Annotated in this window: 17 protein-coding genes; 12 read left to right on the forward strand and 5 right to left on the reverse strand. The window is 72.9% G+C overall.

What is annotated here, in order from left to right; translation table 11 throughout:
* The first annotated feature begins 88 nt into the window (after window positions 1–88).
* Both OH807_RS35385 and OH807_RS35390 read left to right on the forward strand, forming a co-directional pair.
* Complete coding sequence (locus tag OH807_RS35385) at window positions 89–1,333, forward strand: ROK family protein (protein ID WP_406207696.1); 1,245 nt, start codon at window positions 89–91, stop codon at window positions 1,331–1,333.
* A gap of 311 nt (window positions 1,334–1,644) precedes the next feature.
* Entirely contained in the window at window positions 1,645–3,846 is a 2,202-nt protein-coding gene (locus OH807_RS35390) for a discoidin domain-containing protein (protein ID WP_406207699.1), read from the forward strand.
* Window positions 3,847–3,919: 73 nt separating this feature from the next.
* On the opposite strand, the gene OH807_RS35395 is transcribed toward OH807_RS35390, so the two are convergent.
* Together OH807_RS35395 and OH807_RS35400 are read right to left on the reverse strand one after the other, a co-directional pair.
* Window positions 3,920–5,236, reverse strand: a complete 1,317-nt coding sequence (locus OH807_RS35395; RefSeq protein WP_406207702.1) for a cytochrome P450 — start codon at window positions 5,234–5,236, stop codon at window positions 3,920–3,922.
* Window positions 5,237–5,445: 209 nt separating this feature from the next.
* Window positions 5,446–8,640: a M28 family peptidase gene (locus tag OH807_RS35400; RefSeq protein ID WP_406207704.1), complete on the reverse strand. Its 3,195-nt coding sequence runs from the start codon at window positions 8,638–8,640 to the stop codon at window positions 5,446–5,448.
* 319 nt (window positions 8,641–8,959) lie between these two features.
* On the opposite strand from OH807_RS35400, the gene OH807_RS35405 reads away from it, so the two are divergent.
* Both OH807_RS35405 and OH807_RS35410 read left to right on the forward strand, forming a co-directional pair.
* Window positions 8,960–10,342: a helix-turn-helix domain-containing protein gene (locus OH807_RS35405; RefSeq protein ID WP_406207707.1), complete on the forward strand. Its 1,383-nt coding sequence runs from the start codon at window positions 8,960–8,962 to the stop codon at window positions 10,340–10,342.
* A 151-nt stretch (window positions 10,343–10,493) separates the two neighbouring features.
* The gene (locus OH807_RS35410; protein ID WP_406207710.1) at window positions 10,494–10,958 is read left to right on the forward strand and encodes a rhodanese-like domain-containing protein; all 465 of its coding nucleotides are present in this window, start codon (window positions 10,494–10,496) and stop codon (window positions 10,956–10,958) included.
* A 131-nt stretch (window positions 10,959–11,089) separates the two neighbouring features.
* Here the strand turns inward: OH807_RS35410 and OH807_RS35415 are convergent, their stop codons facing one another.
* Together OH807_RS35415 and OH807_RS35420 are read right to left on the reverse strand one after the other, a co-directional pair.
* Window positions 11,090–11,662, reverse strand: a complete 573-nt coding sequence (locus OH807_RS35415; RefSeq protein ID WP_406207713.1) for a DUF4344 domain-containing metallopeptidase — start codon at window positions 11,660–11,662, stop codon at window positions 11,090–11,092.
* Window positions 11,663–11,905: 243 nt separating this feature from the next.
* The gene (locus tag OH807_RS35420; protein ID WP_406207716.1) at window positions 11,906–12,094 is read right to left on the reverse strand and encodes a carboxymuconolactone decarboxylase family protein; all 189 of its coding nucleotides are present in this window, start codon (window positions 12,092–12,094) and stop codon (window positions 11,906–11,908) included.
* 12 nt (window positions 12,095–12,106) lie between these two features.
* On the opposite strand from OH807_RS35420, the gene OH807_RS35425 reads away from it, so the two are divergent.
* The 4 genes from OH807_RS35425 to OH807_RS35440 all read left to right on the forward strand — a co-directional run bounded on the left by OH807_RS35425 (window position 12,107) and on the right by OH807_RS35440 (window position 18,441).
* On the forward strand, window positions 12,107–12,730 hold the full coding sequence (locus tag OH807_RS35425) for a LysR substrate-binding domain-containing protein (RefSeq protein ID WP_406207718.1): 624 nt from the start codon (window positions 12,107–12,109) through the stop codon (window positions 12,728–12,730).
* Between the two features lie 145 nt (window positions 12,731–12,875).
* Window positions 12,876–13,967 (forward strand): vWA domain-containing protein, encoded by a 1,092-nt coding sequence (locus OH807_RS35430; RefSeq protein ID WP_406207721.1) that lies wholly within the window; start codon window positions 12,876–12,878, stop codon window positions 13,965–13,967.
* A gap of 566 nt (window positions 13,968–14,533) precedes the next feature.
* The gene (lanKC, locus tag OH807_RS35435) at window positions 14,534–17,218 is read left to right on the forward strand and encodes a class III lanthionine synthetase LanKC (RefSeq protein WP_406207723.1); all 2,685 of its coding nucleotides are present in this window, start codon (window positions 14,534–14,536) and stop codon (window positions 17,216–17,218) included.
* Between the two features lie 395 nt (window positions 17,219–17,613).
* A complete protein-coding gene (locus tag OH807_RS35440; protein ID WP_406207725.1) occupies window positions 17,614–18,441 on the forward strand; it encodes a hypothetical protein in 828 nt (275 codons plus the stop codon).
* Between the two features lie 61 nt (window positions 18,442–18,502).
* Here OH807_RS35440 and OH807_RS35445 read toward each other — a convergent pair whose 3' ends face one another.
* Entirely contained in the window at window positions 18,503–19,651 is a 1,149-nt protein-coding gene (locus OH807_RS35445) for a winged helix DNA-binding domain-containing protein (protein ID WP_406207727.1), read from the reverse strand.
* A gap of 127 nt (window positions 19,652–19,778) precedes the next feature.
* Here OH807_RS35445 and OH807_RS35450 point away from each other — a divergent pair, with 127 nt between their 5' ends.
* From OH807_RS35450 to OH807_RS35465, 4 genes are all read left to right on the forward strand, one after another.
* On the forward strand, window positions 19,779–20,621 hold the full coding sequence (locus OH807_RS35450; RefSeq protein WP_406207729.1) for a hypothetical protein: 843 nt from the start codon (window positions 19,779–19,781) through the stop codon (window positions 20,619–20,621).
* Between the two features lie 88 nt (window positions 20,622–20,709).
* Window positions 20,710–21,231: a hypothetical protein gene (locus tag OH807_RS35455; RefSeq protein WP_406207731.1), complete on the forward strand. Its 522-nt coding sequence runs from the start codon at window positions 20,710–20,712 to the stop codon at window positions 21,229–21,231.
* 306 nt (window positions 21,232–21,537) lie between these two features.
* Window positions 21,538–21,879, forward strand: a complete 342-nt coding sequence (locus OH807_RS35460) for a hypothetical protein (RefSeq protein WP_406207733.1) — start codon at window positions 21,538–21,540, stop codon at window positions 21,877–21,879.
* Between the two features lie 266 nt (window positions 21,880–22,145).
* Complete coding sequence (locus tag OH807_RS35465) at window positions 22,146–22,424, forward strand: hypothetical protein (protein WP_406207735.1); 279 nt, start codon at window positions 22,146–22,148, stop codon at window positions 22,422–22,424.
* Window positions 22,425–22,488 lie beyond the last annotated feature (64 nt).

Here is a 22,488-nt window from a genome sequence, read left to right on the forward strand (position 1 = left end):
GGCTTACTTCAGGCCGTGATTTAACGTGTGAGAAAAGCTTCCGTCAAGGGTTCGGACAGCGATAGATTCGGGACAGGAGGGAGGCCCCATGACCGTGCGAGGCAAGAAGACGGTGCGTGACCTGCGCAGAGGCAGTCGGTCGACGCTGTTGAGACGGCTGTACTTCGACGGCCCGCTGAGCCGCCAGGAGCTCGGCGTGATCACCGGGCTGAGCGCCGGCTCGATCAGCAACGTCACCGGCGAGCTGCTCGCCGACGGGCTGATCGAGGAGTGCGGCTCGGTGGATTCGGACGGCGGACGCCCCCGGATCCTGCTCCGGGTGGCCGCCGGCCGGGCCCACCTGGTGGGCGTGGACGTCGGCGAGACACAGGTCCGGGTCGCGCTGTTCGACCTGGCGCGGGCCGAGCTGGCCGCCGTCGACCGGCCGCTCTCGGACAAGGGCCACGACGTCGACCACGTGGTCGAGCTGATCCTGGCCGGCCTGGCCGAGGTGCTGGAGCGCACCGGGGCGGACCCGGCCACCGTGCTCGGCGTCGGCATCGGCGTCCCCGGCATCGTCGAGCAGGGCGACCGGGCGTCGGACGGCGGCGGGATCGTCGTGCACAGCCAGACCGTCGGCTGGGACGCCGTCCCGCTCGGGCAGCTGCTGCGGGCCGGCACCGACCTGCCGCTCTTCGTCGACAACGGCGCCAAGACGCTCGGCCAGGCCGAGATGTGGTTCGGGGCCGGGCGCGGGGTGCGGCACGCGGTGATCGCGCTGTTCGGCTCCGGCGTCGGCGCCTGCGTGATCGCCGACGGCGTCCGCTTCCGCGGCGCCACCAGCAGCGCGGGCGAGTGGGGGCACACCAAGGTGCACGTCGGCGGCCGGCGCTGCCGGTGCGGCGCGCGCGGCTGCCTGGAGGCGTACGTGGGCGCCGAGGCGCTGGTGGAGCGGTGGGGGGCGGCGCCGGCCGGCGGCGGCGAGAAGGCCGGGCTCGCCGCGCTGCTGGCGGCCGCCGAGGCGGGGGAGCCGGCCGCCGCCGCGCTGCTCGCCGAGGCCGCCGAGTACCTGGGCGCGGCCATCGCCGACCTGGTCAACCTGTTCAACCCCGAGCGGATCGTGATCGGCGGCTGGGCAGGCCTGCTGCTCGGCCCCCGGCTGCTGCCCGCGATCCGGACCGCGGCCACCGAGTACGCGCTGCACTTCCCGCGCGAGCAGACCTCGATCGTGCTCGGCACGCTCGGCCCGGAGGCCGTCACGCTGGGCGCCGCGACCCTGCCGCTGACCGACTTCCTGGACTCCGGCGGCGAGCTCCCGGGCCGGGCCGCCGGCCGCCCGGCGGCCCGGGTCTGAGCTGCGGGGATACGCAGGGAGCGGCCTGGGCAGGCTAGTTCACGGTGTGAGGAAAGTCGGCGCGAAGGGTTGACACCCCCGATCGGCAGCCCCGAGACTCCCGGTCGGGGGCGCTCCCCGAAACCCGGACGGCGGGTCGGCTGCGCTCCGTCACGTGCCCGGTGGCGGCCGCTCCGGCGGTTCGTTCCGCCCACCGGACGGCGACCCCGCCCCACCCGTCGTTCCCCACCACCCGGCGCCTGCGCTGCGCCGGGCGCGGGCCTCGGCGTGCGCCCCCGCCACCCCACCCACCCCCACCGCAGGAGAAGCCCGTGAGGCTCACTTCAGCACGCCCCCGCAGGGCACCGGCCGCACTGCTCGGTCTGTCCCTGCTCGCCGGCCCCGCGCTGGCGCTGCCCGCCCAGGCCGCCCTCGCCGCGCCGGTCGCTCCGGCCGCGGCGACCCAGGCGGTCACCCCGGCCGCCGCCGACTGCGGCACCGCGAACGCGGCCCAGGGCCGGCCGGCCACCGCCTCCTCCACCGAGAACGGCGGCACCTCCGCCGCCAACGCGGTGGACGGCGACGCCGGCACCCGCTGGTCCTCGGCCTTCAGTGACCCGCAGTGGCTCCAGGTCGACCTGGGCAGCGTCCGGCAGATCTGCCGCGTCGTGCTCAACTGGGAGGCCGCGTACGGGCGTTCGTACCAGATCCAGACCTCGGACGACGGCGTCGCCTGGCGCACCGCCTACACCAACGGCAACAGCACCGGCGGCACCGAGACGCTCGCCGTCTCCGGCAGCGGCCGCTACGTCCGGATGAACGGGCTGACCCGGGCCACCGGTTGGGGCTACTCGCTCTGGGAGTTCCAGGTCAACACCGCCGACGGACCGGTGCAGGGCGGCGGCGACCTCGGCCCCAACGTGCTGGTCTTCGACCCGGCCACGCCCGGCATCCAGGCCAAGCTGGACCAGGTCTTCGCGAAGCAGGAGTCCAACCAGTTCGGCAGCGACCGGTACGCGCTGTTCTTCAAGCCGGGCAGCTACAACAACCTCAACGCCCAACTCGGCTTCTACACCTCGATCGCGGGCCTCGGCCTCAAGCCCGACGACACCACGATCAACGGCGACGTGACGGTCGACGCCGGCTGGTTCAACGGCAACGCCACGCAGAACTTCTGGCGCTCCGCCGAGAACCTCGCGCTCAACCCGGTCAGCGGCACCGACCGCTGGGCCGTCGCCCAGGCCGCACCGTTCCGCCGGATGCACGTCAAGGGCGGGCTCAACCTGGCGCCCAACGGCTACGGCTGGGCCAGCGGAGGCTACATCGCCGACAGCCGGATCGACGGCTCCGTCGGCAACTACTCGCAGCAGCAGTGGTACACCCGGGACAGCGCGGTCGGCGGCTTCTCCAACGGCGTCTGGAACCAGGTGTTCTCCGGCGTCCAGGGCGCACCCGCGCAGAGCTTCCCCGACCCGCCGTACACCACGCTGGACACCACGCCCGTCTCGCGCGAGAAGCCGTTCCTCTACCTGGATGGCAACGACTACAAGGTGTTCGTCCCGGCGAAGCGGACCGACGCCCGCGGCGTCTCCTGGGACGGCACCCCGCAGGGCACCTCGCGGCCGCTCAGCCACTTCTACGTGGTCAAGGCCGGCGCCACCGCCGCCACCATCAACGCCGCGCTGGCGCAGGGGCTCGACCTGCTCTTCACCCCGGGCGTCTACCACGTGGACCGGCCGATCGAGATCAACCGGCCCGACACCGTGGTGCTCGGCCTCGGCCTGGCCACCGTCGTCCCCGACAACGGGGTGACGGCGGTCAAGGTCGCGGACGTGGACGGCGTCCGGCTGGCCGGCCTGCTGGTCGACGCCGGCGCGGTCAACTCGCCGGTGCTGGTGCAGGTCGGCCCGGACAACGCGGCCGCCGACCACGCGGCCGACCCGACCACCCTGCAGGACGTCTTCATCCGGGTCGGCGGGGCCGGCCCCGGCTCGGCCACCGCCGGCATCGTGGTCAACAGCGACGACGTGATCGTCGACCACACCTGGATCTGGCGCGCCGACCACGGCGCCGGCGTCGGCTGGACCACCAATCCCGCCGACTACGGCCTGGTCGTCCGCGGCGACGACGTGCTCGGCACCGGCCTGTTCGTCGAGCACTTCAAGAAGTACGACGTCGAGTGGTCCGGCGAGCGCGGGCGGACGATCTTCTTCCAGAACGAGAAGGCGTACGACGCGCCGAACCAGGCGGCCGTCCAGAACGGCGCGACCAAGGGCTTCGCCGCCTACAAGGTGGACGACAACGTGACCACCCACGAGGGGTGGGGCCTCGGCAGCTACTGCTACTTCAACGTGGACCCGACCATCCGGCAGGACCACGGCTTCGAGGCGCCGGTCCGGCCGGGCGTGCGGTTCCACGACCTGCTGGTGGTCTCGCTCGGCGGGAACGGGCAGTTCGAGCACGTGGTCAACGGCACCGGCCCGGGGACGTCGGGCACCTCGACCACCCCGTCGACGGTGGTCTCCTACCCCTGACCTCCGGCCTCCGACCGCTCCGCGTACGGCGCGCCCCGGCCACCCGGCCGGGGCGCGCCCCCGCGCCCGGCCGTCAGGACAGTACCGCCGGCGTCGGCCCGTCCGGCCGGACGGTGATGCTGTAGGCGGCCCCGGTGGGGGTGGCGAGGAAGCGCGGGGCGGGGGCGGGCAGCAGGAGTTCGAGCAGTGCCGTGGTCTCCCGCACGGCGAACTGCGTGCCCAGGCAGGCGCGCGCGCCCAGGCCGAAGGGGTAGTAGGCGCCCAGCGGGCCCGGGCGGGCGCCGGCGCCGGTGAAGCGGGAGGGGTCGAACCGCTCGGGTTCGGGCCAGAGCGCGCCGTCCCGGTGGGTGAGGTAGGGGGAGACCAGCAGGTCGGTACCGGCCTCGATGCGGTGGCCCGCCACGGTGTCCGCCCCGGTGGCGTGCCGGGGCAGGATCCACGCGGCCGGGTAGAGCCGGAGCGTCTCGCTGACCAGTGCCTGCAGCGCCTCCCGCCGCCCGGCCGAGCCCTCGGGACCGGCCGCGAGCGCCCGGGAGCGGGCCTCCGGGTGGCCGTCCAGCAGGAGGAACAGCCAGGTGAGCGTGGTGGCGGTGGTCTCGTGGCCGGCGACCAGCAGGGTGACCAGCTCGTCCCGGATCAGGGTGTCGGTGTACTCGGGGTGCTCGTCGGCGGCATCCAGCAGGACGTGCAGCAGGCCCTGCCCTTCGGGGCGGCGGCGGGCGGCGTCGATCGCGGCGTGGGCGACGGCGTCGATCCGGGCCAGGTCGTCGGCGACCGCGTCCCGGGCGTTCGCGCCGTCCGCGGGCAGCATCGGCAGCGCGGCCACCACCCGGGCGACGGCAGCGAGTTCGCCGTCCGTGCGGTCGTCCAGCGGGTGGCCGGTGAGGGCGCGCCAGACGGTGTCCAGGGCGAACCGCCGCATCTCCTCGCCGACGTCGAACCGCTCGCCGGTGCGGGCGTACCCGGCCCAGCGGTCGGCGGCCTGCCGGGCGGCCCCGGCGATCCCCTGCTCGTGCCGGCGCATCCCGGTGCCGGTGAACTGGGCCTGAAGCATCCGCCGTTGGCGCTTCCAGGCGTCACCGGTGGCGGAGAGCACACCCTCCCCGGTCAGCAGCCGCGCCCGGTGCGAGCGCTTGACGTAGCGGTCGGGGTGCCGGCCGAGCACGTGCTGCACGGCCTCCGGGTCGGTGACCAGGACGGTCGGCGCCGGGCCGAGCCGGAACGCGGCGACGCCGCCCAACTGCCGCTGCGCGGTGGCCAGCAGCTCGACCAGCTCGGCCCCGGAGGCCCGCCACCGCGCGACGCTCTGCGCCGGCAGCTCGGGGACGGGGCGGCCGGCCGCCCCCTCGGCGGGCGGCGGGACGGCTGCGGGGTGGGCTTCGGTGGCCACGGGGACACTCCTCGGTCGACCGCTGGGGAGGGCACTGCCGTGACCGACTGTACGTCAGCGACCCTTCGCGGGTGACCGATCGCCCGGTCCGACGGGCCGCCCCCGGGCACCGGCCGGCGGGCGGCCCGCGGACGCGGCCGTGCCGCGGCTCGTCCCCCTCGACGAACCGCGGCACGGCCTGTCCCGTCAGCCTGGGCAGATCCGTCCGCTCAGATCTGCTGCCAGAGTGCCGGGACGATGTTGGGCTCCCAGCCGACCTGGGCCGTGTGGCCCTGGATGCAGCGGTAGCTGACCCCGTTGTAGGTCACCACGTCACCGGCCTTGTAGGTGGTGCCCGGCGTCCAGGTGCCGCCCGGGTTGCCCGGGTCGGTGCCGACCACCAGGGAGTAGGTGGTGCTGTGGGTGGCCGAGCCGGTGCCGGTCACGGTGAGGTTGTAGGTACCGGCCGCGGTGCCCGAGCCGACCGCGATGCTGAGCGTCGCGGAGGAGCCGGACTGGACCGAGGAGGGGCTGACGGTGGCCGTCACGCCGGCCGGGGCGCCCGAGACGGCGAGGTTCACCGTCTGGGCCGAGCCGGAGGTGGTGGTCGTCGACACCGTCGCGGTGGCGCTGCCGCCCGGGGTGGTGGTGCCGGTGGCCGGGTTCACCGCGACCGAGAAGTCGTTGGTCGGGATGGGCCCGCTGCCGACCGAGGTCTTCCACAGGGTGTACGCGACGCCGTCGGCGCTGCGGTCCAGCGCGGTGGCGTTGATGTTGCTGCTGGTGTCGCACGCCGAGTGGTAGCAGGAGTCGTACGCCCGGTTGGCGGTGCCGCCCCACTTGGCGGCCTGGGCCGAGGTCTTGACGGCGCTGGCACCGGCCGCGTAGCCGGAGGTCGGGATGCCGGCCTGCTGGAACGAGTAGTCGTCGGAGCGGCCCTGGCCCTCGACGTTCTCCTCGGGCTGGATGTTCAGGGAGTCCCAGTACGCCTTCATCGGCGCGGAGGTGCTGGAGGTGAGGTTGTTGATGAAGTAGCCGGCGTTGGGCGAGCCGACCATGTCGAAGTTGTAGTAGCCCTTGATGGCGCTGCGCTGCGTCGAGCCCAGCTGGCCGACGTAGTACTGGGAGCCCTGGAGGCCCTGCTCCTCACCGGTCCACCAGGCGAACCGGACGTGCCGGGTGAGGGAGGGGTTCTGCTGGGCGAGCGTGAGCGCGTTCTCCAGCAGGACGGCGGAGCCGGAGCCGTTGTCGTTGATGCCCGGGCCGGCCGAGACGCTGTCCAGGTGGGCGCCGAACATGGTGACCTGGTCGGCCGGGCCGCCCGGCCAGTCGGCGATCAGGTTGTTGGACTGGTAGGTGCAGGAGGTGCAGGTCTGCTCGCTGACGGTGTAGCCGGCGGCCTGCAGCTTGCCCTTGATGTAGGCGAGCGACTGGCTGTGCCCGGCGGTGCCGGCGCGGCGGTTGCCGCCGTTCTGCGAGGCGATGGTGTTCAGCTGGGCGAGGTGGCCCTGCACGTTGGCGACGCTGATGTCGGGCACCCCGGGGTCGGGGTTCCCGCCGCCGACCGTCAGGGTGTACTGCGCGGTGTGGGTGGCGGAGCCGGTGCCGGTCACCGTGATGACGTAGGTGCCGGGCGTGGCGGAGGAGGAGGCCGAGGCGGTCAGCGTCGCGGAGGAGCCGGCCTGCACCGAGGTCGGGCTCACCGAGACGGAGACGCCGGCCGGGGCGCCGGAGACGGCCAGGTTGACGGCCTGCGCGGTGCCCGAGGTGACGGAGGTGCTCACCGTGGCGGTGGTGGAGGCGCCGGGCTGGACGCTGCCGGAGGCCGGGGTGACGGCCAGCGAGTAGTCGTTGTTGCCGCTCGGCGTGCAGGTCGGCTCACCGCTCTGGGCGGTCACGCTGATCGCGTCCCAGGCCGCCTTGGTGCGGGTGAACAGGGTGCAGCCGGGGTCGAGGCTCTTGGCGGCGGTCAGGGTGGAGACCCGGTACTTCTTGTAGGTCATGCCGCTGGTCTTGAGCAGCATGCCGCCGTAGAAGACCCGCCCGGCGTCCTTGATGCCGACGCCGGTGACGGTGGAGCTGTTGCAGGTCGGGCTGGTGGGCTTGCCGCCGCCCGGGTTGGAGCCCTCGGCGAGCAGGTAGAACCAGTGGTTCAGCGGGCCGGCCGCGGCGTGCACCTCGGTGCTCGGGATCGAGGAGGAGTAGCAGTTGGGGTTGTTGCCGACCAGCGAGGGGTTGTACATGTTCCGGATCGGCCCGCTGCCGACCAGGTTGATCATCTCGCCGACGGTGTAGTCCGGGTTGTCGTACGGGGCCGGCTCGGCGGCGTACGCCTCGGTGAGCGCGCCGAAGATGTCGCCGGTGCCCTCGCCGAGCCCGTTCTCGTTGTTGGCGCCGCCCGGCGTGTACTGGTCGATGCCGTGGCCGAACTCGTGGCCGACGACGTCGATCGAGGCGATCCACTCGTTGGCGTTGTTGTGGCCGATCGAGACGGAGGTGCCGTCCCAGTACGCGTTGACGTCGTTCAGGCCGACCTTGACCGGCCAGCTGCCGCCGTTGCCGTTGTGGCCGTTGCGGCCCAGCCAGTCGCGGAGCATGTCCCACTCCTTCTGCGCCGCGAACATCACGTCGGCGCAGCCGGTCTCCTTGCTGGTCGGGTTGCCGGTGCCCCAGGAGTCGCTGGACTTGGAGAACACCTGCCCGCTGCTGTAGTCGGCGCAGCTCAGCCCGGAGCGGTTGGGGTCGCGCAGCGAGTACGAGCCGCCGGAGTTGGTGGTGCTGATGGTGACCGGGGCCGGGCCGTTCCACTTGCTGTTGGCGGTACCGGCCTTGACGTCGTCGTAGCTGTCGATCACCTCGCCGGTGCGGGCGTCGACGAAGACGTGCAGCTTGCTCGGGGCGGCCGAGGTGCGGCCGCTGAGCACCGTCTCCCAGGCGAGCCGCCCGGTGCCGTCCTTGACCCGGACGACCAGGCGGCGGGTGTCGACGCCGTCCACCGCGGCCAGCTTGGTGCGGGCGGTCTTCTCCGCGTTCGCGGCGCTGACCAGCGGCGTGGTCGAACCGCCGACCGGGCCGGTGGCGGCCGAGGTGAGGCCGCGGACCTTGCCCTGGCCGTCGGCTATGACGACCGCGTCGCCGCCGACCACCGGCAGGCCCCGGTAGCTGCGCTCGTACGCGACCGAGTACAGGCCGCCGAGCCAGGGGGTGACGGACTGGCGCTCGTACGTCTCGCCCGGGCCCTTGGCCAGGGCGTCCAGGCCCGCCGCGGCCGCCTGGTCGGCGGCGTTGACGGCGGCGGCCAGCGCGCTCGGCGGTGCCGAGACGGCCGGGCCCGGGTCGGCGGCGGCCTGCCCGACCGCGGTGGCGGTGAGCATGCCTGCCAGGACGGTCAGGGTGGTTCCCGCCGTCAGCAATCTGCGTTTCATTCCGAGGCTCCTCGAACGTGGGGGTGCCCGACCGCGGACCGTGCGCGCCTGACTGGCGCTCACCGCAGGCCGTATCGGGGGACGGCCGGGCGGTCGTCCACGCTCGGGTGCCGGAACCCTCACACGCCGTCATGCCACGGTCAACTGGTCCGGCACGCAGTTCGCGCGGTTGGCAAGTTCTGTCAAGCTGCGGGTTTTGTGAAGAGGTTGAGACCAAGAGGTTGAGACCAGTTGATGCCATCTCATGTACGGCGCGCCCGGCGTCCAGTAGCGTCCTTCTCATCGGAAGGACCGGGAACAGACTCGGGAGGGCAGCCCCGTGCACCGGAACCACGCCGACCCGCCACAGGCTGACGCAGCCTCAGCAAACGCTCACTGGCGGGCCTTCGGCGCGCGCCTGCGCCACTGGCGGCGCCTCGCCGGCCTCACCCAGGCCCAACTCGGCACCGAGATCGGCTACGACCACACGGCCGTCAGCAAACTCGAACACGGCACCCGGCGCACCAGCCCGCGGATCGCCGGCCGGCTGGACGACCTGCTCGCCGCCGGCGGCGACCTTCGCACCGCGTGCCGCCGCGCCGAGGAGGGCGAACCCGAGACCCCGGCCGGCCCGGCCGACTGGGCCCGCCCGCCCCTGCCCGGCCGCACCGTCGGCCCCGAACCGCTCCTCCCGCCCCTCGCCAGCGGCGAACCACCCACCCGCCTGCCCGACTACGGCCTGCTCTGCCCGCTGCACGGCGCCGCCGGCTGCGCCGTCCCCGCCCCCGCCGACCTCGCCGCCCTGCACGCCGCGTTCTGCGCCGCCGACCCCGACACCGCGCCGCCGCTCGACGCCGACACCGCCCACGCCCTCACCGGGCTGCTCGCCGCCCGCCTGCGGGCCGGCGAATCACCCGTCGGGCCCGGCACCACCGTCGTCGAGGACACCCTGCGCGCCGTCCTCGGCCGGCTCACCCGCACCCGCTCCGCCGCCGACCGCCGCCCGCTCACCCGGCTCGCCGCCGAGTACGCGCACGCCGCCGGCGGGCTGCGGATGCAGCACGGCCGCAACGCCACCGCGATGGCCTGCTTCGACCGCGCGCTCAGCTGGTCCGAACTGGCCGACGAACCGGCCACCCAGGTCGCCTCGCTCAGCGACATGAGCACCCTCGCCCGGCTCGACGGCGACCCGGCCGCCGCCCTCGGCTACGCCCGCGAGATCGCCCGCGCCGCGCCCGGCCGGCACTGGGCCGGGGCGATGTCCCAGATCGGCCAGGCCCGCGCCCACGCGCTGGCCGGGGACGTCCGGGCGACCGTCCGGCACATCGGCCGGGCCCGCCTGCACCTCGACCACATCGGCGAGCACGACGAGACCGACGCCCCCTGGCTCACCATCGCCTCGATGCGGCTGCGGGTGGAGTCCGCGGCCGCCGCCGCCCTGCGCGACGCCGCCGCGGCCGTCGACGACCCCCGGCTCGCGCTGCGCGCCGTGGCCGCCGCCGACACCGCCCTGCGCCTCCTCGCACCCAATCAACTCCCCACCACCCGGATGCTGTTCACCATCCGGATGGCCGACTGCCACCTCTGCGCGCACGACCCGGGGACGGCCGTCGCCCTGCTCACCCCGCTGCTGGACGAGGCCACCGAGCTGCCCGCGCTGGTCCGCCACGAACTGCGCGGGCTGCGCGGCCGGCTCACCGCCGCCGGTCTGGCGGGATCTTGACGATCGCCGGCGATCACGCCACTCGCGGGGCCCGGCGCGGACGGGCGAGGATCGAACCACCGCCGAACAGGGCGGGCCCGGAGCACAACCCGCCCCGGGAGGACCTCGCCCGGCCGTGCAGGCCGGCGCCGCCCGCACGAGGAGCACCCCGATGACCACCAGCGCCGTTCTCACCGTCCCGGCCGCCGACCCCGCCGTCGCCGCCGCCCACTACCTCGCCCGCCTCGCCTTCGAGGCCGACGTCTCCGACGTGCACGCCGACCTGACGGCGGGCGTCCCCGGAGTGGTCGTGGTCGACTCGCGCAGCGACGCCGCCTGGGCCCAGGGCCGGATCCCCGGCGCGGTGCACCTGCCGACCGCCCGGATCGCCGAACTGGCACCGCGGTCGATCGACCGCTCGGCCACCGTCGTCACCTACTGCTGGGGCCCCGGCTGCAACGGCGCCACCCGGGCGGCGCTGGAGTTCGCGCGCCTCGGTTACGCCGTCAAGGAGATGCTCGGCGGCTTCGAGTACTGGGCGCGCGAGGGCTTCGCCTACGACACCGACGCGGGCACCGGGCAGCGCCCGGTGGACGACCTCACCGCGCCGCGCTCCGGCATCGCCTGCGCCTGCTGAGGGCGGTGGGCCGCGTGCCCTCCGAGCCATCTCTGATGGATCGTCAATATTGTGCCAGGGACGGTTCATGACGGCATCGCAGCGCGAGGCCCGGCGGCCGACCGGGGGCGGCTGCCGGGCCTCGCGTACGGTCACTGGTCCTTGAGGTAGGGGGCCAGCAGGGTGCTCCAGGAATTGTTGATCGAGTCGAACTCCGTCGGGCACTGCTGCGCACGGTCCTCGGGCAGCGAGCCGTTCGGATTGTCCGCCGTCGCGACCGCGTCGGCGTAGCCCTCGGGGTCCGATCCGTAGAGCCAGCACACCCAGTTGTAGTACCGCTGTGCTTCGAGGGAGTGCTGGTCGGCGTAGGCCTCGATCGGTCGTTGGCCTTGCTCGTCCGCATTGGCCAGGGCCGCCCAGGCGTTGATGGTGCTCAGGGCGTAGTCGGCGTGCTTCTCGTCGCCGACGAGCAGCAGGAGGGACAGTTGGTCCACGGCGTCCTCCTCCTTGCCGGTGATCGGCAGTTCGTAGAAGTACACCAGGGCGTGCCCCAGCTCGTGCAGCAGTGTGCCGTTGGTGAAGCCGACGAGGTCCTTGTTGACGGCCTCGGTCTGCTGCGGGGCGGGCCCCGCCGCGCTCGCCGGCGGCCCGGCCAGGGCGGCCAGGACCACGGCCATCGCGGAGATGGCGCCCAACCGGAGCCGTGTGCTGCTGTTCCGGACCATCTGGATCACCTCGCCCTGCTTCGGCGCGCCCTCTTCCAGGATGGGCCCGCAGGGCGCCGTGCCGCACCCGGGGTGGCCGGGCTCCGGGGCTCCGGGAGTTCGCTGCGCCGGGTTCGCTGCGCCGGGTTCGCGGAGCTCCGGGGTCGCGCGCCCGCCCGGCCGGTCCGTCGCGCCGCGCGCCCGCCCGGCCGGTCCGTCGCGCCGCGCGCCCGCCCGGCCGGTCGTCGCGGCCGGGCGGTCCGCTCAGCCGTGCCCGTGCTGTTCGTAGAGACGGTCGGCGAGCAGCGCGTGCCCGAGTGTGCCGCCCGCCCGGACGGCGGCGGTCACGAAGGCGGCCTCGGCGAGCTCCTCGGCGGTGACGCCGTGCCGGCGGGCGGCGGCGGTGTGCACGTCCAGGCAGTAGGAACACTGGGTGACGAGCGCGACCGCCACCGAGATCAGCTGGTGCTGGGCACGGTGGCCGGTGCGGGGCTGGAGGTCGCTGCGGCGGCGCTGGCCGCCCTGCGGCGCAGCCGCCCCGGCGTACGGGTGCGCCTGCGCGAGGCCCCGGTCACCGACCCGTCGGCGGGCCTGCGCGAGGGTCTGGCGGACCTCGCGCTGACCCGACTGCCCTTCAACACAGCAGGACTGATGATTCGTCAGCTCGGCGTCGAGCCGGTGGTGGCCGTCCTCCCCGCAGACGATCCGCCGGCCACCCGCCCGCGCCTGCACGTCGCGGAACTCGCCGACCGCCCGCACTTCCGCCTCCCACCGGGCACCGACCCACAGTGGCGCGACTACTGGCTCGCCGCGGCGGAGGACGCCCCCGGCCCGGTGGTGGCGTCCGTCGAGGAGTGCCTGCACGCCGTCCTCTGGGAGGGTGCGGTCGGCCTCCTCCCCGCCGGGGCCGCCCGGCGCCACGCACGCCCCGGCCTCGCCTTCGTGCCCGCCGACGGCCACCCGCCGAGCCGCATCGTCACCGCCCGCCGGGCGGCCACCGCGGACCCGCTCGTCGACGCGCTGGCCGCGGCCCTCGCCGACGCCGGCGTCGACGCCCGTGCCGAAGCCGGCGCCGAAGCCCGCTCCTGACGGCCCGCCGGAGGATCCGGGCCGGCCGTCGTTTCGCGAAATCCGGCGCGGAACGGATTGTCAGTGCCTCCTCGTAGTGTGGAACCAACGTCGGAGGGAGCGCCGGAAAAGGCGCCGGAATTGCCTGGGACAAAGGGGCGGAAGCATGTCTGCGAACAGGATCAAGCACAAGGTCAACCACGTTTCGCTGGTGGTCGACAATTCCGGCTCGATGCGCCAGCACGAGGCACAGCTTGTTCGCGTGGTGGACGAGTTCGTGAAGGGCCTTCAGGAGGAGTCCGACCGGCTCGGTCACGAGACCCGGATCAGCCTCTATTCCTTCGACCACGAGGTGCAGAACCTGGTCTGGGACATGGACGTCAAGCACCTGCCGTCGCTGCGCGGCCTCTACCGGGTCGCCAACGGTGCGACGGCGCTGATCGAGGCGGCCGTGAAGTCCATCGACGACCTGAAGAACATCTGGGAGGGGTACGGGGAGCACTCCTTCCTCCAGGTCGTCGTCACCGACGGCGAGGAGAACGCCTCGGGCTGCTCGGAGTCCGGCCAGATGCACACCCGGATGGGCGGCAGCCGGGGCGCCGCCGTCCTGGGCAAGTGGCTGGGCCGCATCCAGGGCGCCATGGACGACCTCCCCGACCACTGGACGTCGGCGATCCTCGTCCCCAACTCCCTGGCCAAGCGCACCGCCCAGGAGTACGGCTTCCCCGCGGGCAACATCGCGATCTGGGACGCGGACTCCACCCAGGGCGTCGAGGAGGCCATCGGTACCGTGAAGTCGGCCGCCACCAGCTTCCTCCGCGGCCGCGAGCAGGGTGTGCGCGGCACCAAGAACCTGTTCGCCATGGGCCAGGACCTCAACACCGCCGACGTCAAGGCCAACCTCGACGCGCTGGACACCGGCAAGTACATCCTCATCCCCGTCGACGAGCAGACGCCGATCCGCGAGTTCGTCACCAGTGCCGGCCACGCCTACAAGACCGGCTGCGCCTTCTACGAGCTGTCCAAGCGCGAGAAGATCCAGGGCAGCAAGCAGCTCGCCGTCGCGGAGAAGGACCCGGCCACCGGGCGGACGACGGGCCGGGTGTTCTCGGGCCCGGCGGCCCGCCGCCTGCTGGGCCTGCCGGTCGCGGAGGCCATCGTGAAGCCGGGCGACAACCCCTCCTACACGGTGTTCGTCCAGTCCACCTCCGTCAACCGCAAGCTGGTCCCGGGCACCAAGCTGCTCGTCCTCCTGTAACGGAGGCCGCGTCCCCACGGGCGCACGGAGCCGGCGCAGCGCCGCCGGCTCCGTGCGCCCGTTGGATTTCGGCCCGGGACGCCACCCGGAGGACGCTTCCGACCCTCCGATCCGGTGGGGGCGGCGGCCCCGTGCCTGATCGGGCAGCCGCAGATGTCCGCCGGTCCCGGCCCCCGGGCCTGCGGGGCGGGCCGTCGGCGGGTCGGCCGAAATTCGATGCCGTCCACGGGTGGGGGCGGATTGCCGGTCCGCCGCCGTTCCCCGCTGCCGGGGGTACGGAACGCCCGTGACCAGCACCGGGCCCGCGAGCCGCCGTCGAGCGCCGACGTGCCGGCGGGCCCCGCCGGTTCACCGGTTTCCGGCCAACACGAAACACTGGCAATTCGGACGGAATTCCCCCCGGCTGCCGCCGCTTAACACGCCGTTATTGTTCGCGCAAGCCTTGAGTCGCTCTCCGGGATGCGGATATACCTGTGCCGTCGCCGGGTGAACCGCCCGGTCCAGCAGGAAATGCGGCCGGGGCAAAACCCACGGGCCGCCGGAAATGTGTGAGGGGGATCCCCGGAATGCGGCCAGCGGACTACGGGCAGTTCTGCGAGACGGATCCGGTCTTCTACGACCGGCCCGGCTCCGGAGACGACGCGGCCGGTCTGTACCCGCCCGCCACCGGGCCGGTGCCGGCCGGATGGGAACGCAGCAGGGACACCGTCTGGGTCTACCTGCACCCGGAGGGCACCACATTGCCCGACCAGGGCTGGAAGGTGCACGTCTCCGGCAGCCTCGACGAAGCGCCCGACATCATCGGCACCGTGCTGGACTTCTGCCGCACCGAACGGATCAGCGCGAAATTCCTGGCCGGCCGGGAAACCGTGCTCAAGGCGAACTCGAAATACGCGCCGCGCGGCTCCAGCGGAAAACTGCTGACCCTCTACCCGCGCGACCCGGACGAACTGCGTCGCCTGCTCGACGGCCTGACCCCACTGCTGGCCGGGCGGCAGGGCCCGTACATCCTCAGCGACCTGCGCTGGCGGGACAGCCTGCTCTACCTCCGCTACGGCGCCTTCCGCCAGCTGTACTGCCTGGACGAACAGGGCCGCACCGTCTCCGCCCTGCGCGACGCCACCGGCACCCTCGTCCCCGACCTGCGCCGGCCGGTCTTCTCCGTCCCCGAGTGGGTGGAGATCCCGGACTTCCTCGCCGAGCAGATCGCCGCCCGCGGTGGTGAGGCCGCCGCCCCGGAGGACTTCCCGTACGAGATCGACCGCGCCCTCCACTTCTCCAACGGCGGTGGCGTGTACAAGGCCCGGGACCGCCGCGACGGCCGGGTGGTCGTCCTGCGCGAGGCCCGCCCGCTGGCCGGCCTCGACCAGTACGGCGCGGACGCCGTCCGCCGCCTGCACCGGGAGGGCGACATGCTGCGCCGCCTCGCCGGGCTCGACTTCGTCCCGCAGCTCTTCGACCACCTGAAGGTGTGGGAGCACGAGTACCTGGTCGAGGAGTTCATCGAGGGCGAGAAGCTGGAGCGGTACCTCTTCACCGGCCGGTACCCGCTGCTGCGGGCCGCGCCGGAGGAGGCCGCGCTCGCCGAGTACACCGCGACGGCCCTGGACTTCGCCGAGCAGCTCACCGCCATGCTGCGCACCCTGCACGAGCGCGGCATCGCCTTCGGGGACCTCCACCCGGGCAACGTGATGGTCCGGCCGGACGGTCGGCTGGCCCTGGTCGACTTCGAGCTCGCCTTCGACCTCGACGGCGGTACGCCGCCCGGGTTCGGCGCACCGGGCTTCATCTCCCCGGCCGCCCGCACGGGCCGGTCGGTCGACGACTACGCGCTCGCCTGCATGCGGCTCTTCCTCTTCCTCCCGCTCACCTTCCTGATCGAGCTGGACTCCGCCAAGGCCGCCCAGCTCGCCGGGGCCGCCGCCGAGCGCTTCGGCCTGTCTGCCGGCTGGGCCGAGGGCGTGGTCCGCGACCTCGCGGCCGCCACGGGCGGCACCCTCCCGCCGGGCGCCGTCGAGCCGGGTGGCGTCGTGTCCGGCGCTGTCACGTCAGGCACCGTCGTTTCGGGCATCCTTCCGCCCGGCACCGTCCCGCCGGCTGCCGTCCCGCCGGGCGCCGTCGCGAGCGGTTCCGACGAGCGGCGGTCCGGCGCGGCGCCGGCCCCGGTCGACCGGCGCCACGTGATGGACGAGCTCGCGGAGGGCATTCTCGCCGCAGCCACGCCGGAGCGCACCGACCGCCTCTACCCGGGCGATCCCGAACAGTTCAACCGGGCCGGCGTCGACCTCGCACACGGTGCCTCGGGGGTGATCCACGCCCTCGCCGTCACCGGCTATCCCGTCCCCAAGGAGCACGTCGACTGGCTGCTGCGGGCCGCCCGGGACTCCCAGGTGGTCCGGCCCGGCCTCTACGACGGCCTGCACGGCGCGGCGCTCGCGCTCGACGGGATCGGCTGCGAGGAGGAGGCGCTGGATATCCTCGCCCGCGCCCGCGCACTCACCCGGCAGCGGCGCGAGCTCGGCGTCTTCGGCGCCGACCTGGCCGGCGGCCTGGCCGGAATCGGCCTCAACCTCCTGCACTTCGCCGGCCGGCACGGCGACCGGAGCCTCGCGGACGAGGCGCTCGCCATCGGCGAGGAGTTCGCCACCGGCAGCGGCCCCTTGCTCGGCAAGGGCCGGGTCGGCCTGCTGCACGGCGGCTCGGGGGTGGCCCTCTTCCTGGTCCGGCTCCACGAGCACACCGGGGACGGGCGCTGGCTGGACCTCGCCGAAGGGGCGCTGGCCCGTGACCTGGCGAGCTCCCGGTCGGACGAGAAGGGGCTGCTGCTCACCCAGGACAACCAGTCCACGGCGTACCTGGGCTCGGGATCGGCCGGTGCGGCGATCGCCGTCCGGGCACTGCTCCGGCACCGCCCGGACGCCCGGTTCACGGCGGCCGTCGAGCAGTTGGACCAGGCCTGCGCGGCCGAGTTCTTCCTGATGCCCGGCCTCTTCGAGGGCCGCGCGGGCCTGATCTGCGCCCTCGCCGCCGGCGACCACCCCGAGGCGGACCCCCAGGTGGACCGGCTCGCCTGGCACCTGGTCCGCCATCAGGGCCGGTCCGCCGTGCCCGGCCGGCAGCTCTACCGGCTCTCCACCGACCTGGCCACCGGCTCGGCCGGCGTCCTCCTGGCGCTGCACGCGGCGTCGACCCGGAAGGGCACGACCGCCCTTCCCCTCCTGGACCACCCCGGCAGCCCGCTGCCGAGGTGAACACAGCACCACCACCGCTCCCGCCCGGGCAGCGGTACCGACCGAGAAAAGAGGTGTGTCATGGCTTTCATCCTCGACCTTCAGGGCCTGCACGAGGAGTCCGAGTCCATCGTCGAGTCGCTCTGGTGCAGCCACTGGTCCTCGCGCGCCTGCATGTGACGCGTGCGGTGACGCCCTGACGCGGTGCCCGCCCGGTTCGCCGGGCGGGCACCGCGTCCGCGTGCGCCCGGGGCCCGGTACCCCTGCCGATCGGCAGGGGTACCGAGCCCGCGCTGCTCCCCAGAACCTGCCGGTCGGCACTGGGACGCCGGGGCGTCCGGCGGGAGGCTGGAGCCCTCAACGGAGCAAGCCCCGGCCAGCACGGTCGACGGGCCCGGCCCACCAGGGAGTTCGCCATGTTCGCCACCCTCACCACGAGCCGTACCAAGGTCCTCGGAGCGCTCGCCGCCGTCGCGGTGGCGACGGTCGCCGTCGGCGGCTGCGCCGGATCCGCACCCGCCGCCGAGGGTCCCTCCTCCACCACGGCCGCCGCCGCCCCCGCCCCCGCCTCCGCCGCTGCCACCGGCGCCGGCACCGGCACCGGGGCGAACGCGCGGGCGACGGTGGCCGGTTCGGTCCGGATCGCCTACGCCTACTCGCCGGACGACGACATACGGTTCACCTTCGACGTGGAGGCCGTGCCGTTCACCCACCCCCTGCCGGAGCTGGCACAGGGGCTGCCGACCGACGCACGCGGCACGGTGAAGGTCTCGCACCACGTCGCGGCGCTGAACCGCACGGTGACCTCGGAGGCCACCGTGGACTGCCTGGTGACGGGGGACCGGACGGCCACGTTCACCGCGATCATCACCCGGGCCGACCCGGAGGTCGCCGACTCCATCGGTGCGCGCCGCGGCTTCAGCGTGTACGACGGAGGCTCGCCCGAGCACCCCGACCGGGTCGGCTTCTCCTGGGGCGTGGCCAACATGGACACCGACAGCACCGGAAAGCCCGTCGAGGGCAGGGCCGGTACCTGCATGGCCCCGGCCCCCTTCGCCCCGGTGTCCTCGGGCGACCTGACCGTCCACCACGCCGACCTGCCCCCCATGCCGGCGGCCCCGAGCCCGAACCCGAGTCAGAGCCCGAGCCCGAGTAAGAACCAGAACCAGAGCCCGAGCCCGACGCCCGCCGTTCCCGCAGCGGATCGGACCGACGGCCGGGCCGGCACCGGCATACGCCGGTGACCAAGGGGGAGCGTCGAGCCCGCCCGGGCGGTGACAGACCGGCCCCGGCGTCCGGCGCGGGTCAGCCGGCGGTGAGGAGACGGGTTTCGGCGGCCGGCAGGCCCTTGACCCACCAGTGGCCGTAGCGGCGGTAGGCCTCCGGCTCGCGCTCGGCGAGGAACCCCAGGAGAGAACGTGCCTCCGTGGCCAGCTCCTCCCAGACGTGCTCCGGCAGCGGGTGGAAGGCGGAGGCTTCGATCGCTCCCTCCGTGGGGCGCCAGACGCCGGCGACGTGGCCGTCCACCAGCAGCGTGGGCAGCACGTCGCCGTTCACCCGGATCACGTGCCTGCGGTAGTCGGGCGGGAGGACGCGGCTGCGGTCGGCATAGGCGAGCAGGATGCTGTCCCACATCGGCATCAGCCGGGGCGGGGCGGGCGTCTCCTCGGCCGGCCGCGGCGCCCCGGGCAGGTCGTACAGCGCGGTGCCGTCCGGGCCCTCCAGTTCCTCCAGCTCGCCGGCGAGGGCCTGCACCGCAGTCCGGACGCGGGCCCGCTGGACCAGCGCGAACTGCGCCATGTCCGCGACCGACGCCGGACCGAATCCCTCCAGATAGCGGCGGATGAGGACCTTCATGCCCTCGGCGGCGGCCCCCGGGTCGGTCAGCGCGGGCGCCGGCCCGGCCGCGACGTACGACTGGCGGGAGTCGAACGCCCAGGGCCCGCCGACCGGCACGTGCCACAGCGGCGCGTACTGCCGGAGCATCCGCCAGGCCGCCGGCTCCAGCGGGGTGCCGAGCTGCTCCTCCAGCCGGCCCCGTACCTCGGCGCCGGTCCGCGGCCGGCCGGCGTACTCCAGCAGACCCGGGAGCACCGCGTCGGCGTCCGCGGCGGTGAGCCCGGACGCCCTGAAGCGAGGGTCGCCGAGCCGGGAGCCGCGCAGCGTCGGCTCCATGGCCTCGCGGAAGGCCCGGAAGTCCTCGGCGTGGACGAGGTGCAGGGTGATCCGCATCAGCGTCGACTTGACCGCCCGGCGGTCGGCCAGTGCAGCGTCGAGCCCGGCCGGGTCGAAGCCGCTGAGCCGGTTCCACAGCGCGAGGTACGGCGAGGCGGGCTGCTGCGCCTGCAACGCGACCACCCGTCGCACCGCCTCCGCCACCCCGAGCGGCTCACGGGCGAGCAGCAACTGCCGGGCGAGCGTCGAGCGGTTGAGGGCGCGCGCGGTCATCACCATGGGGAGCATTCTGCCGCTCCGCGCCGACACGGCGGCGTCGGCAGCGGCACCGACAGGGGACACCGACGGCGGTCCGTGGCAGAGTCGCGGGCGGGGGAGGTACGGAACGACACGGAGACCACACCGCATGCACCTGAGAAAGCTCCGCCCGGGCGTCACCGAGATGCAGCTCATCTGCGAGGACTGGCTGCCCGAGTACGCCGAGCACTTCGCATCGGGCCGCTGCGAAGGCCTGCTGATCGGCTGCCACCGCCCGGGCGCCCGGGTCGACCTCTCCTTCGCCCCCTCCCTCCCGAACCTCCGCTCCCTCCGGCTCGGCCTCGGTATCCGCGACCCCGGGCCGGCCGCCGCCTGTCGCGAACTCACCCTCCTGGAGCTGGGCGGCCGGCAGCGTGGGCGGGTCGATCTCTCCGGGCTCCTGGCCCTCAAGGAGCTCGAAGCGCCGGTCGTGATCGGCCTGGAGACCGCGGCCGCCCTGCCCGCCCTCGAATCCCTCACGGCACTCGGCTGGCGGCACGGCGCACTGGCAGACCTCGGCACCCATCCGCAGCTGCACCGGCTGCGGATCGAGTGCCTGCGCAACGGCGAGCTCTCCCTCACCGGAGCCGCCGGCCTCCCGCAGCTGCGCACGCTCCACCTCTACGACGGCCGGGTGCACGACACCGGCGAACTCTCCGGTGCCGCCCGGCTGGAGGAGATCCGCCTGCTCGGAGCCAAGACCTCGTCCGTGGCCTTCGCCGCCCGACTGCCCCACCTCCAGCGGCTGACCCTGGAGAACTGCGGCCCGGTCGACTCCCTCACCCCCCTCACCGACCACCCATCCCTCACCGAACTGGCGATCGCCGGAACGACCGTGATCCGCGACGGCGACCTCCACCCCCTGGCCGCCAACCCCCGCCTCCGGAGCATCGCCCTCGAACACTCCGCCCCCCACTACACCCACACCCCGGCCCGGATCCGCCGCCCGTAGCGGACACCGGGCCGACAGCCGTCCTGGCCGAGCATGGCGTGATCAACCCGGTGGAGAATGCAGCCCGTCATCTGGCAGGCTCGACCGGGTGAACGTGCAGCAGACCCTGGCCGCGTTCGGCGCGACCGCGGCGATCGGCCCCTTGCGGTGCGGTGAGTCGCTCAACGACGTCGTCGCGGCGCTCGGGGCCCCTTGGGACATCGGCCGGGTGAGCGAACGACGTCGCTGGCCCCACCTGTTCTCCTACGGAGACGTCGAGATCTGCGTCTGCCGATGCCGTCGCATCACGATGATGTGTCTCCAGGCCTGGCGGGACACCATCGCCCTTCCCGCGCCCGGCAGCGCCACTATCGCTTCCCACCCGGGAGGCCTGACCCTGGCACACGTCACCGACGCCCTGGACGCGATCGACTGCCGCTACCGACCGGTCACCCTCCACCAGCCGCCGGGGCAGATGGCCCTGGAGGCCGCAACGACGGGCGTCGCCTTCACGTTCAGAACCGACGTCGAAGCCCAGCCACTCCTGGACACGGCCGGCAGCTGGACCACGACACACACGTGCGCACCCCTCCCGTCCGACCTGCCCGACGACGGCCTCGGCGCCCCGTAGCGCTTTGTCGAGAAGACGTGAAAGCGGCACCCAACGACGCGTGGTCGCAGCGATCCACTCAGTCGTCGAACCACACGACGAGCTACGTCACTCGGACGCGGGCGCGGAAGTGGACGTCACGGGGTTCGTTCGGACTGGAGCGTCCACTGCTGGCGGGCTGGAGGACGGGGCAGTCCCAGATGTCGAGGCGTGTGCCCTGATCCGTCGACCATGGGTGCAGTACCGGTCAGAATTTGAAGTGCAAGTTGAGGGAACGTCGACTGGCACTGTAGAGCCGGTTTTGAGGGGAAAGCGTTGAAAGTATTCGTGAGTGCCAGCAAGCTATCCGAACTGCTGAAGCAATTCCGATGCGATGATCTGGAGGAGAGTGTACGGCAGCTGAGTGCAGCACTCGAAGTCGATCCCGAAGCGACCTTCGGGATCACCTTCCCGCAGGCCGGCGAGCTGCTGGATACTTACCGATACCGGTACTCGATGGATGAAATTCGTGACTCTCGCAGAGGATGGGACGGGTTCTTCTCGGTCCTGGAGGGTAAAAATTCGCCCATTGGGATGGTGCCAGTCAAAATCGGCAAACTGGCGGCAATCATGCTCTTCGATGAAGGAGTCGAATCAGTATTGTCCATGCTGATTGGGTCGGCGGAGTGACGTAGGTCTCCCTGATGGCACCCCCATTCCGACCGTTGGTGCGGTGGCTGGAATGGGGGTGCCATTCAGTCTTCTTGTCCGAGGGGAAGCTGATGAGCCCAAGGGATGGGGAAAGCGCGCCAGGCATCGGTCGAGGTCGAGAGGGGCAAGGTGTTTGAGTTTGATGTTCCGGCGGATCGAGTGACCTCGCGATGGAATGTCAAGGACGGATTCGCGGAGTGGATGGCGGGCGGCGACGTTGAGGTTTCAAATATTACTGTGAGGCGATGATGGAAGATCCTTTGGTGAAAATCCCATTGGCCGATGCGATCGAAGCGGCTAAGGATCTAAATGAATATGTGGTCTGTTTCGACAGAATTTTCTCACGACTGGGCACTGGTGAGTACCGTCCAGAAATCCTGGCTGACTACATGGTCGACCGGAAAGTGATGCAACGAATTGCGCGGCTGCGCGAGAAGGTTTTCGAGGCGCTTGAGACCGTCATTGGCGTAGATGAGGCTGAGAAGCTTGCCGAAGAGGCATATTTCTACGAAGACCCGGCCTGAGCACAGATCAGCCAATGCGTCGTGATGGCCCACCGGATTCTCGGCGGGCCGTTTCTACTCCTGC

The sequence above is a fragment of the Kitasatospora sp. NBC_01560 genome (genome assembly GCF_045208415.1).
Lineage (GTDB): Bacteria > Actinomycetota > Actinomycetes > Streptomycetales > Streptomycetaceae > Kitasatospora.

What these genes read in the sequence shown, in the direction of transcription:
- OH807_RS35415 (WP_406207713.1), bottom strand. Translation starts at nt 11,662, where the DNA reads ATGGTCCGGAACAGCAGCACACGGCTCCGGTTGGGCGCCATCTCCGCG.
- OH807_RS35450 (WP_406207729.1), top strand. Translation starts at nt 19,779, where the DNA reads ATGCACCTGAGAAAGCTCCGCCCGGGCGTCACCGAGATGCAGCTCATC.
- OH807_RS35445 (WP_406207727.1), bottom strand. Translation starts at nt 19,651, where the DNA reads ATGGTGATGACCGCGCGCGCCCTCAACCGCTCGACGCTCGCCCGGCAG.
- OH807_RS35385 (WP_406207696.1), top strand. Translation starts at nt 89, where the DNA reads ATGACCGTGCGAGGCAAGAAGACGGTGCGTGACCTGCGCAGAGGCAGT.
- OH807_RS35440 (WP_406207725.1), top strand. Translation starts at nt 17,614, where the DNA reads ATGTTCGCCACCCTCACCACGAGCCGTACCAAGGTCCTCGGAGCGCTC.
- OH807_RS35410 (WP_406207710.1), top strand. Translation starts at nt 10,494, where the DNA reads ATGACCACCAGCGCCGTTCTCACCGTCCCGGCCGCCGACCCCGCCGTC.
- OH807_RS35465 (WP_406207735.1), top strand. Translation starts at nt 22,146, where the DNA reads ATGATGGAAGATCCTTTGGTGAAAATCCCATTGGCCGATGCGATCGAA.
- OH807_RS35400 (WP_406207704.1), bottom strand. Translation starts at nt 8,640, where the DNA reads ATGAAACGCAGATTGCTGACGGCGGGAACCACCCTGACCGTCCTGGCA.
- OH807_RS35430 (WP_406207721.1), top strand. Translation starts at nt 12,876, where the DNA reads ATGTCTGCGAACAGGATCAAGCACAAGGTCAACCACGTTTCGCTGGTG.
- lanKC (WP_406207723.1), top strand. Translation starts at nt 14,534, where the DNA reads ATGCGGCCAGCGGACTACGGGCAGTTCTGCGAGACGGATCCGGTCTTC.